The sequence below is a fragment of the Marinococcus tarijensis genome, assembly GCF_054971385.1.
In genome coordinates, this window is the sequence record NZ_JBQOJA010000003.1 from 81066 (window position 1) to 95929 (window position 14864).

Annotated in this window: 12 protein-coding genes, 1 tRNA gene and 1 other annotated feature; all 13 genes read right to left on the minus strand. The window is 47.8% G+C overall.

What is annotated here, in order from left to right; all coding sequences use genetic code 11:
* Positions 1–221: 221 nt before the first annotated feature.
* Positions 222–1496: an ATP-dependent protease ATP-binding subunit ClpX gene (gene clpX / locus ACTTK7_RS02615; RefSeq protein WP_462865558.1), complete on the minus strand. Its 1275-nt coding sequence runs from the start codon at positions 1494–1496 to the stop codon at positions 222–224.
* Positions 1497–1821: 325 nt separating this feature from the next.
* Positions 1822–3159 carry a trigger factor gene (gene tig, locus ACTTK7_RS02620; protein WP_322526500.1) on the minus strand — a complete coding sequence of 446 codons (1338 nt, stop codon included), beginning with the start codon at positions 3157–3159 and terminating at the stop codon, positions 1822–1824.
* Between the two features lie 144 nt (positions 3160–3303).
* Positions 3304–4323 carry a tetratricopeptide repeat protein gene (locus ACTTK7_RS02625; RefSeq protein ID WP_462865560.1) on the minus strand — a complete coding sequence of 340 codons (1020 nt, stop codon included), beginning with the start codon at positions 4321–4323 and terminating at the stop codon, positions 3304–3306.
* A 150-nt stretch (positions 4324–4473) separates the two neighbouring features.
* On the minus strand, positions 4474–5064 hold the full coding sequence (leuD, locus tag ACTTK7_RS02630; RefSeq protein ID WP_462865561.1) for a 3-isopropylmalate dehydratase small subunit: 591 nt from the start codon (positions 5062–5064) through the stop codon (positions 4474–4476).
* A gap of 12 nt (positions 5065–5076) precedes the next feature.
* On the minus strand, positions 5077–6492 hold the full coding sequence (leuC, locus tag ACTTK7_RS02635) for a 3-isopropylmalate dehydratase large subunit (RefSeq protein ID WP_462865563.1): 1416 nt from the start codon (positions 6490–6492) through the stop codon (positions 5077–5079).
* A 17-nt stretch (positions 6493–6509) separates the two neighbouring features.
* Positions 6510–7598 (minus strand): 3-isopropylmalate dehydrogenase, encoded by a 1089-nt coding sequence (gene leuB / locus ACTTK7_RS02640; RefSeq protein WP_322526504.1) that lies wholly within the window; start codon positions 7596–7598, stop codon positions 6510–6512.
* A 37-nt stretch (positions 7599–7635) separates the two neighbouring features.
* Complete coding sequence (locus ACTTK7_RS02645; RefSeq protein WP_462865565.1) at positions 7636–9189, minus strand: 2-isopropylmalate synthase; 1554 nt, start codon at positions 9187–9189, stop codon at positions 7636–7638.
* Between the two features lie 4 nt (positions 9190–9193).
* Entirely contained in the window at positions 9194–10198 is a 1005-nt protein-coding gene (gene ilvC / locus ACTTK7_RS02650; RefSeq protein ID WP_322526506.1) for a ketol-acid reductoisomerase, read from the minus strand.
* A 30-nt stretch (positions 10199–10228) separates the two neighbouring features.
* A complete protein-coding gene (gene ilvN, locus ACTTK7_RS02655; protein WP_322526507.1) occupies positions 10229–10747 on the minus strand; it encodes an acetolactate synthase small subunit in 519 nt (172 codons plus the stop codon).
* Positions 10744–12471: an acetolactate synthase large subunit gene (gene ilvB / locus ACTTK7_RS02660; protein ID WP_462865567.1), complete on the minus strand. Its 1728-nt coding sequence runs from the start codon at positions 12469–12471 to the stop codon at positions 10744–10746. The genes ilvN and ilvB overlap by 4 nt, the downstream gene beginning before the upstream one ends.
* A 129-nt stretch (positions 12472–12600) precedes the next feature.
* Positions 12601–12853 (minus strand) — a binding site (T-box leader).
* A gap of 37 nt (positions 12854–12890) precedes the next feature.
* Complete coding sequence (ilvE, locus tag ACTTK7_RS02665; protein ID WP_462865664.1) at positions 12891–13796, minus strand: branched-chain-amino-acid transaminase; 906 nt, start codon at positions 13794–13796, stop codon at positions 12891–12893.
* 366 nt (positions 13797–14162) lie between these two features.
* Positions 14163–14239, minus strand: a tRNA-Arg gene (locus ACTTK7_RS02670).
* Positions 14240–14311: 72 nt separating this feature from the next.
* The gene (locus ACTTK7_RS02675; RefSeq protein WP_462865569.1) at positions 14312–14842 is read right to left on the minus strand and encodes a metallophosphoesterase family protein; all 531 of its coding nucleotides are present in this window, start codon (positions 14840–14842) and stop codon (positions 14312–14314) included.
* Between the last annotated feature and the right edge of the window lie 22 nt (positions 14843–14864).

Below are 14864 nucleotides of genomic sequence, written 5' to 3' on the forward strand. Positions count from 1 at the left end.
ATTGTCAAATTATGTTCGTTTACTGTTATGCAGTGATCCGGTTGTTACGTACTAAAGGTATACTATTTATTTTATCCTATTTATAAAATTACTGTCTATGAAACATTACTCATTGACAGGAAGTCGTTTATAAATGCTATGTATAAATAATCAGAACCCCCGCACCATACGGATGCGGGGGTTTCTGTATAAGGTCCCTTTTCATTCAGGCGAAAAACCGTTTATGCACTTTCTTTTGGTTTGTACTGTTTTAACGTTACTTCTTTGCCATCTTTTGTTTTCAGAAGAGGCGATCCGTCACTATCTACGCTTTCTGCTGTAATAGTGCAGGAAACAATGTCTTCTTTAGAAGGCAGATCGTACATTACATCAAGCATGATGCCCTCGATGATGGAACGCAGTCCACGTGCCCCGGTCTTGCGTTCAATTGCTTTGCGCGAAATCGCACGCAGCGCATCTTCGGTGAATTCAAGCTCGACTTCATCCATTTCGAGCAGCTTCTGATACTGCTTAACGAGCGCGTTTTTCGGCTGGGTCAGGATCTCAATCAGTGCTTCCTCGTCTAATTGTGACAGACTGGAAATGACAGGGATCCGGCCGATAAATTCAGGAATCAGACCATAGCGCAGCAGGTCTTCCGGAAGAATCCGGCTCATGTATTCATCATGTCCCATTTCCGCATTTTCAGATTCTGCACCAAAACCGATAATTTTACGGCCAAGGCGTTCTTTTACAATCTGTTCGATGCCATCAAATGCACCGCCGCAGATAAACAGCACATTGCTCGTATCAATCTGGATAAATTCCTGATGAGGATGCTTTCTGCCTCCCTGCGGAGGTACACTGGCTGTTGTGCCTTCCAGAATTTTCAGGAGCGCCTGCTGAACCCCTTCCCCGGATACGTCACGAGTGATGGAGGGGTTTTCTGATTTACGGGCTACTTTATCAATCTCATCAATGTAAATAATACCCTTTTCTGCTTTTTCTGTATCATAATCAGCTGCTTGGATAAGCTTCAGCAGAATGTTTTCCACGTCTTCACCCACGTATCCTGCTTCTGTTAAAGAAGTTGCGTCTGCGATTGCAAACGGTACGTTCAAAATACGGGCCAACGTCTGTGCTAATAGCGTTTTTCCGCTCCCGGTCGGGCCTAATAGCGCTATATTACTTTTAGCCAGTTCCACATCGTCGGTTTTCTTTGTGGAATTCACACGCTTATAGTGGTTATAAACAGCTACAGAAAGTGATTTTTTCGCTCTTTCCTGGCCGATAACATAATCATCGAGTGTTTCATTGATTTCGTATGGCTTCGGAATTTCTTCGAATTCCACTTCTTCTTCTGAACCTAATTCTTCTTCCACGATCTCCGTGCACAGTTCGATACATTCATCACAAATGTATACCCCGGGCCCGGCGACCAGTTTACGAACCTGATCCTGAGTTTTTCCACAGAAGGAACATTTCAATTGTCCTTTTTCTTCATTGAATTTAATCAACTGGTTCACCCCTCACCTAAATATGAAACATTGAAGCAGTGTAATGTATACAATCAATCCGTCTGATTAAGCCCTTCGATGACTTTCTCAACGCGGCATATTCTCTGCTCTGTCTAAACACAAATGTTAATTCTTCGTTTACTATATAGGAAGTTTTTAAATAACACAATTATTGCGCTTGAGTTGAATTGTATCATACTTTCCTATGGAAATCGAAACAATACCCTTTAGTCTGAGCAGCCGGAATATGCTGATTTTTGACCATTTCAGGCGGAAAAATCCTGAAGGCATACTTCACCCTCAGGATTTTATCAGCATTTCTGCCTTATTCGTTTTCTGCTTCTTCAGCTTCCGGTTCTTCTTTCTTCGGTACAGTTTTGCTGTGCTCGACCAGATAATCGATAGCACGCTGCAGACGAAGATCCTGCTTCAGCATGTCCACGCCGCCCTGCATTTCGATAAGGCTGCGAATTTCTTCTTTATCGCGCTGATACATATCAGCCATTTTTTGAAGTTCATTTTCTACATCTTCTTCACTTGCTTCGAGGTTTTCCTGCTCAGCTACAGCTTCAAGAGTCAGGTTCATGCGTACGCGTTTTTCAGCTTCCGGCTGGAACTGCTCTTTCATGCCTTCTTCGTCCGTACCAGTAACCTGCTGGTACATTTCAAGAGTCATTCCCTGGGACTGAAGGCGCTGGCTGAATTCCTGAAGCATGCGGTCAGATTCTGTATTGATCATTGCCTGTGGAATTTCTGCAGAAGCTTTCTCTGCTGCTTCTTCAACTACAGCGTCGCGCTCGTGATGTTCTTTTTCATGCTCACGGTCGTGTTCAAGCTGATGGCGCACTGCCTGTTTAAGCTCGTCGAGCGTTTCTGCTTCATGCTCTTCTACGTCTTTCGCAAATTCATCGTCGAGCTCTGGAAGCTCTTTACGCTTGATTTCGTGAAGCTTAACATGAAAGACAGCTTCCTGCCCGGCAAGATTTTCAGCATGGTACTCTTCCGGGAAAGTAACTGTAATATCTTTTTCTGTTCCCGGCTGCATGCCTACAACCTGCTCTTCAAATCCTGGAATGAAGGAATTAGAGCCGATTTCAAGCGAGTGGTTTTCCGCACTGCCGCCTTCAAAAGCTTCACCGTCGACAAAACCTTCGAAGTCGAGTACAGCGGTGTCTCCGTCCTGCACTTCGCCCTCTTCTACTACAGCAAGATCTGCGTATTTGCTTTGAAGATTTTCAAGCTCCTGGTTTACCTCTTCTTCTGATACAGAGGTGTCAAACTCTTCTACTTCCAGCCCTTTAATTTCGCCGAGTTCTACTTCCGGCTTTACGGTTACTGTAGCAGTGAATTTCAGGTCTTTGCCTTTTTCCACTTCTTCCACATCGATTTCCGGGCGGTCCACTGGCTCAATACCCGCTTCATCAACTGCTTCGGCATAAACATCCGGAAGCAGGATATCCAGGGCATCCTGGTATAAAGACTCTACTCCAAAACGGCTTTCGAAAAGCTTCCGTGGTACTTTCCCTTTACGAAATCCTGGAATAGATACATCGTTTTTCACTTTATCAAATGCTTGATCCAGAGCTTTGTCAAACCGTTCCGATTCTACGTCTACGGTTAAGACTCCCTGGTTTCCTTCTTTCTTTTCCCAACTGGCATTCATTCAAATTCCCTCCAAATAACTAGGTTCTACCGTGTAAATAACTACCCTATTATAACATAACACTAAACCATTTCAATGAATGATTCATTTTCCGCTAAACTTACTCCCACAAGGGATTAAACATCACTTTCAAATAGGGGCTTTTCAGATTTCCTGAATGAACCCCTGGATTCTTTCGTATTCCTGCTGCATCGATTTAAAGCTTGGTTCAGCTACTCCGTAAAAATCCCTGATAGTCTGTTCGTCCGGGAGCGGCTCAAACTGCCGGAACGTCTCAAAATGCAGCACCGCTGCCAGCACTTCAATCTGAACCGAAGGAGGAAAAGGATAGTAATACAACAGCAGCTGCTGCAGCAGCTCTTTCGCGTGCTGCAGAAGAACTGGATCCTTGTCCCCCAGTGAACGGTCGAGCAGAAACGAGGAATCTTTATATGAACTGCTTTCCTCTAAAGCCGGAAGCGTTGACGGGGCGAACTCCCCTTTCCTGCCCAGCTTCTGCACCCAGACAGCATCTTCGACCTGCCAGTCCTTCAGAAGCAGAAGAAGAAAGCTTTTCATTAATGGCGATGTTTCCTGCCGGGCCAGCAGCTCCCTTATGGCAGGCCTCCATTTTTCCGGCCCTTCTTTTCGAAGTACGTTTAATACATGAAGCTTCTGGTCCTCCGTCCCCATTTGGAGCACCATTTCCCATTCGACCGGAAGCGAAGAACGTCCCACGGGCGTTGTATCGTATTCTTCCATTTCTGCTTCCATCTGTGTCATGCCGTCGGCCAGGGCGTATAATTCCTGAAACTGTTCTCTTAGATGGGCAGGCACTTCTTTTGTATTCTGTACTTCATCCAGCGTTTCAATTACCTGGTCGTACCTGCCAAGCTGGGCTAACACGGGTACGTATACGTGCAGAATTTCGAGGAGGTCACTGGTGTTGTCTTTAAGCAGTTCTTCTGCCCACCCGGCTGCTTCCTGCAGCTGTCCTGCTTCCGCATAAGCTAAAAGAAGACCATAGGAGGCGTCCGGGTTATCACTCTCATGAACCAGTGCCTGGCGAAAAACATGTACAGCCTGCTCCTTTTCCCCGGACTTCAGCTGTTCGAGCCCCTGCTTAACCAATTGTCCGGCTGTTCCGGGGAAAGAAACAACCTTCTGATTCAGCCTTTTATCCATCTGAAGCCTCCTTCTTTGCAAATCCGCTATGCCAGTAGATCGTAAACCTTTTGTATGGGCAGAACCAAATAGTATATGTATGTATGAATGACTGCGTTCATTAGAGCTTAATGTAAAAATGAAGACGGCCGCTGTGGGCCGCCTTCCCCGTTAAACTTTGACCCGTTTTTCATAAGCTTCAATATCTTCTTCATATTGAAGCGTAATACTAATTTCATCCCATCCATTTAACAGCATTTCCTTCCAATAGGGATCTATCTCAAATGTTGCCTGAAAATCCGCATCCTTATCAAAGATTTGCTGATCCTGTAAGTCTACTGTCAAGTGGTATTCTTTATCATTCCCATTCTGCATCAGTTCATAAACCTGATCTTCGGGCAGCCGCACCGGCAATATTCCGTTTTTGACGCAGTTATTGTAAAAAATATCTGAATAACTGGGAGCAATAATAACGCGAAACCCATAGTCCTGAAGGGCCCAGGGGGCGTGTTCCCTCGAAGAGCCCGAGCCAAAATTATGATCGGCAATCAAAATTGAGGCATTGGCCGCTGACGGGTAGTTCAGCTCAAAGGAAGGGTCTTCTTCTCCATCTGACTTGAAGCGCCAGTCGAAAAATAAAAACTGGCCGAATCCGGTACGTTCTACGCGTTTTAAAAACTGCTTCGGAATAATCTGGTCCGTGTCCACGTTTGCCCGTTCAAGTACTGCCGTGTTTCCTTCGTGCACTGTGAGTGCTTCCATGCTGCCACCTCCTTATGAAGAAACCGTTTGATCTAATTTCCGTACATCCACAAAGTGTCCGTATATAGCAGCCCCTGCTGCCATAGCCGGGCTGACCAGGTGGGTTCTTGCACCTTTTCCCTGTCTGCCTTCAAAGTTTCTGTTGGACGTGGAGGCACAGCGCTCTCCCTCCGGTACAAAATCAGGGTTCATGCCAAGGCACATACTGCACCCGGAGTCTCTCCACTCAAATCCAGCTTCCTTAAATACCTGATCGAGTCCTTCTTCCTCTGCCTGCAGTTTTACCTGCTGAGAGCCGGGCACCACCATCGCGCGGATACCGTCAGCTACTTTATTGCCGCGGATAATTTTAGCAGCCTCACGAAGATCTCCGATACGCGCGTTGGTACAGGAACCAAGAAACACGTGCTGCACATGAATATCTGTAATTTTCGTCCCCGGCTCCAAAGCCATATAGTCGAGCGATGTTTTGATCACTTTTTTCTCCGTGGCACTTTTGCCATCTTCCGGATAAGGAACCGTACCGTGAATACCAACACCCTGAGACGGGTTGGTCCCCCAGGTCACCATCGGTTCGATTTCATCTGCAGGGATCACTACGCGTTCGTCGTATTCAGCTCCTTCATCTGTAGCAAGCTGACGCCACTGCTCCACTTTTTCGTCAAATTCTGCGCCTTCCGGCACGAACCGGCGGCCCTTCAAGTAATCGAACGTCACCTGGTCCGGGCTGATCAGGCCGGCACGAGCCCCGGCTTCGATGGACATGTTACAGATCGTCATCCGCTCTTCCATCGTCAGACCGCGAATTGCCTCACCGGTATATTCCAGTACATAACCGCTGCCAAAATCAACACCGAATTTAGCGATGATCGACAAAATAATGTCCTTGGCTGTGACCCCGGTGCCCAGTCTTCCGTCCACATGGACCTCCATCGTTTTTGGAGGAGACTGCCAAAGCGTCTGAGTGGCAAGCACATGCTCCACTTCACTTGTGCCGATACCAAAGGCAAGAGCTCCAAAAGCTCCGTGGGTGGACGTATGGCTGTCGCCGCATACGATCGTTTTCCCTGGCTGGGTCAGCCCGAGCTCTGGGCCGATAATGTGGACAATACCATTGTTCGGGCTGTGAATGTCAGCAAGCTCCACTCCAAATTCCTTACAGTTGTCAAACAGCGTATCAATCTGTTTTTTTGAAATGGCATCCGTAATAGACTCCCGGTTCAGCGTCGGTACGTTATGGTCCATCGTTGCAAAGGTCAGGTCCGGACGCCTCACCGGACGCCCGCTCAGCCGAAGGCCTTCAAATGCCTGCGGGGACGTGACTTCGTGGACCATATGAAGATCAACATACATTAAATTCGGTTTGCCCGCTTCGGCACGAACAGCATGTTCGTTCCAAATTTTATCGATGATTGTTCTCGGCTTCATGGAACTTCCTCCTTTTATTATTTTCCTGCCAGCCGTGCAATATGACTGCATACGGCTTTTGTGACTTCTTCCGTTGAGGCAGCAGATGTTTTATCTCTGCTTAAGTCTGCCGGAAGCAGACCTTCTTGAAGGACCTGTTCAATAGCTTCCTCCACTACATCCGATTCCCGCTGGAGTCCAAAGGAATACTTCAGCATCATTGCACTCGAAGCAATCGTGGCCAGAGGATTCGCTGTCCCCTGTCCGGCGATGTCCGGAGCCGAGCCGTGGACCGGCTCATACAAAGCGGGCTTTTCACTCCCCATACTCGCAGACGGGAGCATGCCGAGTGAACCTGTCAGCATCGACGCTTCGTCGCTTAAAATATCCCCGAACATGTTTTCCGTGACGATGACATCCAGCTTTTTCGGATCATACATAATCTGCATGGCCGCGTTATCCACGAGCATATGCTCAAGCTCCACATCCGGATAGTCTTTAGCTGTTTCTTCGGCCGTTTCCCGCCAAAGGCGGCTTGATTCAAGAACGTTTGCTTTGTCGACTGATATTACTTTTTGCGTGCGTAAACGGGCAATTTCAAAGGCCTGCTGAACAATCCTCCGGATTTCTGATTTTTTATAAACCAATGTGTCCACCGCTGCTTCTTCACCGTCGATAGTCCGGCGTTCTCTCGGCTCCCCAAAATAAAGTCCTCCGGTCAATTCCCGGACAATCATTACATCGACTCCGTCGATCACTTCTTCACGCAGGGGTGAACTGTGCAGCAAACTTTTGAAACTGCGGACCGGGCGCAGATTGGCAAACAGTCCTAATTCTTTTCGAATGCGGAGCAGTCCTTTTTCCGGACGTTTTTCTCCCGGAAGGTGGTCCCACGCCGGGCCTCCGACTGCGCCAAGCAGAATAGCATCGCTTCTTTTACAAATATCGAGCGTGTGAGCAGGGAGCGGATCATCGTAATCATCCACTGCTCCTCCGCCAATATCTGCATATTCAAATGTGAATGAATGGTTAAACGATGTTTCAATCTGCTTCAGCACCTGTGCTGCTGCCTCTACTACTTCCCGTCCGATACCGTCACCGGGCAGGATCGCAATCTTTTTTTCCATTTCGATCTCTCCCTTGTCCGCTGCTTCAGTAATTATTTTATGGCGTGGATATATTTGCTACTTTAGGCTGGTTTTCTGCACGACGCTGATTTAGCACACGATTCACAGCATTAATATATGCTTTTGCGGAAGCTTCAAGTACGTCGTTATCTGTACCGCGTCCACTGGATTCCGTTTCTTCAAGCGCCAGCCGCACAAATACTTCTGCCAAAGCGTCCCGGCCGCCGGTCGTGGACTGGATGCGGTAATCCTGGAGCGTAAAGCCTTCCCCTACAATTTTTTCAAGCGTATTGTAAAGGGCCTCTACGCTGCCTGAACCAGTACCTGCGTGTTCGATACGCTCTCCTGCCTGGTCCAGCACTGTAACTGTGGCTGTCGGGATATTTGAGGTGCCGTACGTCACCTGCAGTGTCTCAAGAGAATAATATTTCATTGCATCGCCGGCTTTTTCATCTGCCATTAAAGCAAAAATATCTTCATTTGTAATCTCTTTTTTCTTATCTGCAAGCTCTTTGAATGATTTAAATACTTTATTGATCTCTTCTTCGGTGGCATTGTAGCCGAGAGAAATAATCTTTTCTTTAAAGGCGTGACGTCCGGAAAGTTTGCCAAGCACCATCCGGTTCGCTTCTACACCGACGAGCTCCGGCGTAATAATTTCATACGTGGATGTTTCCTTCAGCACACCGTCCTGATGAATCCCTGATTCATGGGCAAATGCGTTGTCGCCGACAACGGCTTTATTGTTTGGAACCTGCATCCCCATCAGTGAACTGACAAGGCTGCTTGTCCGTTTAATTTCGTTCAGTGTAATATTGGTGGATTTACCGTAAAAATCATTACGGATATGAAGAGCTACAGCAATTTCTTCCAACGAAGCATTGCCGGCACGTTCTCCGACCGCATTAATCGTGCACTCCACCTGCTCTGCACCGCCCTCTACAGCAGCCAGCGAATTGGCAGTAGCCATGCCGAGATCGTCATGACAGTGCGCAGATAGTACAGCTTTGTCTGCGTTCGGCACTTCGCTTTTAATATAGCGGAACATGCTGCGAATCTCCTCCGGCATAATAAACCCGACCGTGTCCGGCAGATTTACTACGTCTGCTCCGGCATCAATGACTGCTTCGACAACTTCTGCCAGGAACGGAAGCTCTGTCCGGCAGGCGTCCTCTGCAGAAAACTGGACTTTGGCAAAACGCTCTTTTGCATAGCGTACTGCGTTAACCGCTGTCTCAATCACCTCTGCCTGGGTCATATGAAGCTTATGCTCACGGTGGATAGGAGAGGTGGCCAAAAATACGTGAATTCTTGGCTCTGCTCCTCCTTTTAACGCTTCCCAGCAGGCATCGATATCAGAAGTCAGCGCCCGGGATAATCCGGTTACTGAACTGTTTTTGACAGTATCCGCAATTTCCTTCACAGAACGAAGATCGCCTTTAGAAGCAGCTGGAAATCCCGCTTCAATAATATCAACACCCAGACGTTCGAGCTGTTTCGCAATTTGAAGCTTTTCTTCAAAGTTCAGGTTGACCCCCGGCGTCTGCTCTCCATCTCGAAGCGTCGTATCGAAAACGTTAATGTTTTTCACAGCATTACACTCCCTTGGAATTTGGGTTAACAAACGGCATCATTTCGCGGAGTTCGCGGCCTACCTGCTCTACGAGGTGATTTCTTTCCCGGGCGTTGGTAGCGTTGAACTCTGGGCGGTTCGCCTGATTTTCCGCGATCCATCCTTTGGCAAAACGGCCAGTTTGAATATCAGTCAGGATGCCTTTCATCGCCTGTTTAGTATCTTCTGTTACGATGCGCGGACCAGCCTGAAAATCTCCCCACTGAGCGGTGTCTGAAATGGAATAGCGCATGCCTTCAAGACCGCCTTCATACATTAAATCAACGATCAGTTTCAGCTCGTGCAGACACTCAAAATAGGCAATTTCCGGCTGATACCCGGCCTCAACAAGCGTTTCGAATCCGGCTTTAACAAGCGCGGACGTTCCGCCGCAAAGAACAGCCTGTTCCCCGAAAAGGTCAGTTTCTGTTTCTTCCTGGAACGATGTTTCCAAAATTCCGGCACGTCCCGCACCGATTTGTTTTGCATAAGCAAGCGCAGAGTTTGTGGCGTTTCCACTTGCATCCTGGTACACAGCATACAGAGCAGGTACTCCGGCTCCCTGTTCAAATGTCCGCCGTACAATATGTCCGGGCCCTTTCGGCGCTACCATGAAAACGTCCACGTCTTCCGGCGGCTGGATCTGGCTGAAATGAATATTGAAACCATGCGCAAACGCGATCGCTTTTCCAGCTTTAAGTTCCGGCTTGATTTCTTCTGTGTAAATCGTCGGCTGATACTCATCCGGAAGCAGGATCATGATAACGTCTGCTTTCGCTGACGCTTCTTTTACCGAATATACTTCAAATCCATCTTCCGACGCCTTGTCCCACGACTTTCCTTTACGGAGCCCAATGATAACGTGAACGCCGCTTTCCCGGAGGTTTTGTGCGTGAGCGTGCCCCTGTGAGCCATACCCTACGATTGCTACTGTTTTCTCCTGGAGTGCTGCCTCATTTACATCGTTGTTATAAAATACCTTTGCCATTGCTGGAACCTCTCCTTTTATGAATACTCATTAATTAATAATGGAATACCTGGTTTGATCACTGCTTTTTTTAGTAGCCCGTTGAAAGGCCGTTACACCCGTCCGGGCCATTTCTTTAATGCCGTAAGGCCTTAACAGGTCGATGAGCGCTTCCACTTTCGGAGTATCTCCGGTCACCTGGATTGTGACGCTTTCTCTGCCCACATCGATAACTGTGGCCCGGAACGGGGCAATTAAATCCGATATTTCTCCACGCTGGCCGGAAACTGTCATGACTTTAATCATCGCAAGTTCTCTGGCTACAATCGCTTCATCGGTAATATCACGGACTTTTAATACATCCACCTGCTTATTCAGCTGTTTGATGACCTGGTCGAGACCCCGCTGGTCGCTCACATTTACTACAAATGTCATCCTCGACACTTCCGGGTTTTCCGTCATTCCAACCGTAATGCTTTCAATATTAAAATGACGGCGGGCAAAAAGACCCGTAATGCGGTTCATCACTCCTGTTGTATTGTTTACTGTCGCTGTAATGGTCCGCCTCATGGTTTCACTCCTTCCATTTGATGGTGCCCCTGCCCTGGAGCGATCATCGGATACACGTTTTCTTCTTCGTGTACTCTGCAGTCGATAAGCACCGGGCCGTTGTAATTGAATGCTTCTTCAAGCACTCCCGCTACTTCATTTTCGTCGGTGATTTTATATCCTTTAATATCATATGCTTCCGCCATCTTCACGAAATCCGGCTGGATTGGAAACAAGGAGTTGGAATACCGCTCTTCATAGAAGAGCTGCTGCCACTGGCGGACCATGCCGAGGGAAGCGTTGTTGACCAGAAGTACTTTCACCGGCAGGTTCAGCTCCTGCAGGATGGAAAGCTCCTGCATCGTCATTTGGAAGCCGGCGTCTCCTAGAATAGCTACCACCTGACGGTCCGGCTCGGCAAACTGGGCACCGATAGCAGCTGGAAAGCCGAAGCCCATCGTTCCAAGACCGCCGCTTGTGACCCAGGCGTTCGGATGATCGAATTTGTAATACTGGGCCGCCCACATCTGGTGCTGGCCGACGTCCGTCGTGATGATTGCTTCACCGTTCGTTTTTTCGTAAACAAGCTCTGTAAGCTTCTGCGGTTTAATATATTCAGAGCCTTCCTTGTACCAGAGCGGGAACTCCTGCTGCCATTCGTCCACTTTCATTCTCCAGCGCACGCTTTCCCCCGGCTTCGGATTCACTTCATTTAACAGGCGCAGTGCTTCTTTGGCGTCTCCTACTACCGGAATATGCGTCTCGATGATTTTACCGATTTCTGCCGGATCAACGTCAATATGGGCAACTGTTGCCTGCGGGGCAAAGTGTTCGAGATTACCGGTGACACGGTCATCGAAGCGGGCACCTATATTGATAAGCAGATCAGCTTCATGGAGAGCCATATTGGCTGCGTACGTTCCGTGCATTCCCGCCATGCCGAGGGCCAGTTCATGAGTACCTGGAAACCCGCCAAGCCCAAGGAGCGTAGAAGCGACTGGGATCTGCTGCTGTTCAACGAATTCAAGCAGTTCCGGGGAAGCTCCGGCATGCAGAATGCCTGCTCCTGAAAGTATAACCGGGCGTTTGGCTTTCGTTACCGCATCAGCAAGCTTACGGATCTGAAGCTTGTTCGGCGTGTACGTCGGCTGGTATCCGGGGAGATCCGGCTCGTCATCGTAATGAAACATCCCGGAGGCAATGGATACGTCTTTAGGCAGGTCAATCACGACTGGTCCCGGCCGGCCGGTGGTGGCAATATGGAATGCTTCCCGTATGATTCGCGGAAGGTCTTCCACCGACCGTGCCTGGAAATTGTGCTTTGTGATCGGCATCGTAATGCCCAGGATGTCCGCTTCCTGGAAAGCGTCCGTACCAATCACCGATGTTGCCACCTGGCCGGTCACAACCACAAGAGGGAGAGAATCAATCATGGCGTCGGCAATGCCGGTTACCACATTTGTAGCTCCGGGTCCTGATGTTACTACACAAACACCGGGCTTCCCTGAAACTCTTGCGTATCCTTCTGCTGCATGAATGGCGCCCTGCTCATGACGGGAGAGGATATGCCGGATACCGGTACGGTAGATTTCATCGTACGTCGGAAGAATGGCTCCGCCGGGATAGCCAAAAATGGTGTCTACATTTTCCCGGGCCAACGCCTGGATCAGCATGCTTGAGCCACTCATTTCCTGGTTTTCATCTTTCAATTCGCGCCCTTTTACTTCTCTCACTCTTGTGTTCATACTCGCTCCTCCTTTTATACTCAAATCACTTATTTCTCCATGTCTGCGTCCATGCCGCCACCCTTAAAAAGGACCTCTCCGGATAATAAAAAACGCCCTTTCACCTCCAATAGACAGCTGCTGCTGCTCTAAAGGGGCGAAAAGACGTCTGCTTTTCACGGTACCACCCTTTTTTACAATAAGCTCGCACTTATTGCCTTAGGAACCGTTTTTCCGGTTCGGTTTGCCATAACGGAGGCCGTGTCGGCATCCGGCCTTCCTTACTCAGGTTCAGGAAAGCTCTCAAGGGGGAGTTCAATATGATTTCCTGCTGCTCTTTCAGCCACGGCAGCTCTCTGTGAAGGAAAATCTATTATTTACTGGTCCCTGTCGTCGATTTATCAATACTATTTAATTATATTGTACATCTAATCAGGCAATTAGCCAATCTCTATGCGGGAATTGTCTGAATAAACTTTTACTCCGTCTTCCACTACCTTTTGTCTGAACGCGCGCAGAAGCCGGTCCGTCTCTTCTCCCGGCTCGCCATCGCCGATCACTCTTCCATCCACCTTTACAACGGCAATGACTTCTGCAGCTGTCCCGGTCAGAAAAACTTCTTCTGCGGTGTAGACATCGTGCCTTGTAAAAGCTTCTTCGCGCACATCATATCCCATATCCTCAGCCATTTCCAGAATCGCCTGCCGGGTGATGCCCTCTAAAGCACCGATGTACCCTGGCGGTGTCATCAGCACGCCGTTTCTGATAATAAAGATATTGTCTGCAGAGCCTTCCGCCACATAACCCTGGTCGTTAAGCATTAACGCTTCACTGACCCCAGCAAGGCTTGCTTCCATCTTCACCAGTATATTGTTTAAATAATTTAATGATTTCACTTTCGGACTCAGCACATCCGGCCGGTTCCGCCGGGTAGCGACTGTCACAATCTCAAGACCGTGATCGTAAAATTCCTTTGGATAGATTGCAAGCTCCTCTGCTATAACTATAATAGAAGGGTTTGCACACGATGCCGGATCCAGGCCAAGATTCCCTACACCTCTTGAAACAACAAGCCGGATATAAGCATCTTCAAGTTTATTTTTCTGCAGCGTCTGCCTGATAATTTCCGTCATATCTTCTTTTGATTGAGGAATATCAAGCATAATCGATTTCGCAGAGTGGTATAAACGCAAGAGGTGTTCATCCAGTTTGTAAATATTTCCGTTATATACGCGAATGCCCTCGAAGACACCGTCGCCGTATAAAAAACCATGATCATATACGGAGATTTTGGCATCTTCCTTTTTGACGAACTCTCCATCCAAAAATATCCATTGTTCTTCCACTGATATCACCTCTGCGTCCCTTCAATCTATCGTCTGCCTTCTTAATGAACAGGGTAACGTGTACACCCTCAAAAGGCAAATGTTCTTTCTCTGAATACATTTTTAACGTTTGACGTATATATTACGCCGAATACAGTTTATGGTCAACCATTTTGTATAAACTTTTTAGATAATTTGTACTTCTGCATCAGATATAAGCTCTATCGTCCACGATCGTGAAATATAATCTGACACTTTTCTTTTCTAAAACCCGGGAAAAAGCACCCTGAAGCATCTCTCCGGCTTCTTTTCCCGCTTACGGGAATAAATAAAAAGAGACAGAAAGGGAAGTCCCTTCTGTCTCTGAACATATCATTAATTAGGAAATGGTGTCCCAGGCAGGACTCGAACCTGCGGCCTACAGCTTAGAAGGCTGTTGCTCTATCCAGCTGAGCTACTGGGACATCTGTTTTTTGCGACATTCATTATGTTAAAATATTTTTCCTTAAAAGTCAATAAAGGTTTCCAGAAGGATTTTATTCTCCCTCTGGAAACGGAAAGCTTTGCGAAAGTTCAAGAAGTTCGCTGCCTGACTCTCTTTCATAGAAATGAACATTGATCGACTGCCCCTGGTTAGAGACATTTACGATAGCATATGTCTGCTCAGGACGCTCCTGCGGAAGAAGCAGGCTGCCTGGATTCACAAAAATCGTTCCATCCTCCTCAAACGCCCCCGCTACATGTGTGTGCCCGGAACAAACCAGATCGGCATTGATCTGCTCAGCCTTGGAAAAGAGCGAAGCATAAGACGTTTTCACCTGGTACAAATGACCGTGGGTAAGGTACGTTTTAATATGGCCTACATCTACTGTTAACTCATCAGGAAAGTTTCCCGGACTGTCCACATTGCCCTGGACGATATGCACATCGCTTAACAGCTTATTGTCAGGCGATGCTTCCGAATCTCCGCAATGCAGTACAGCACTTACCTCACCCCTATGACGGTCAAGTACCTGCTTTAATACTTCTTCACTTCCATGATTGTCGCTCACCACTAAAATGTCCATTCATTCCGCCTCCAGCTCTCTA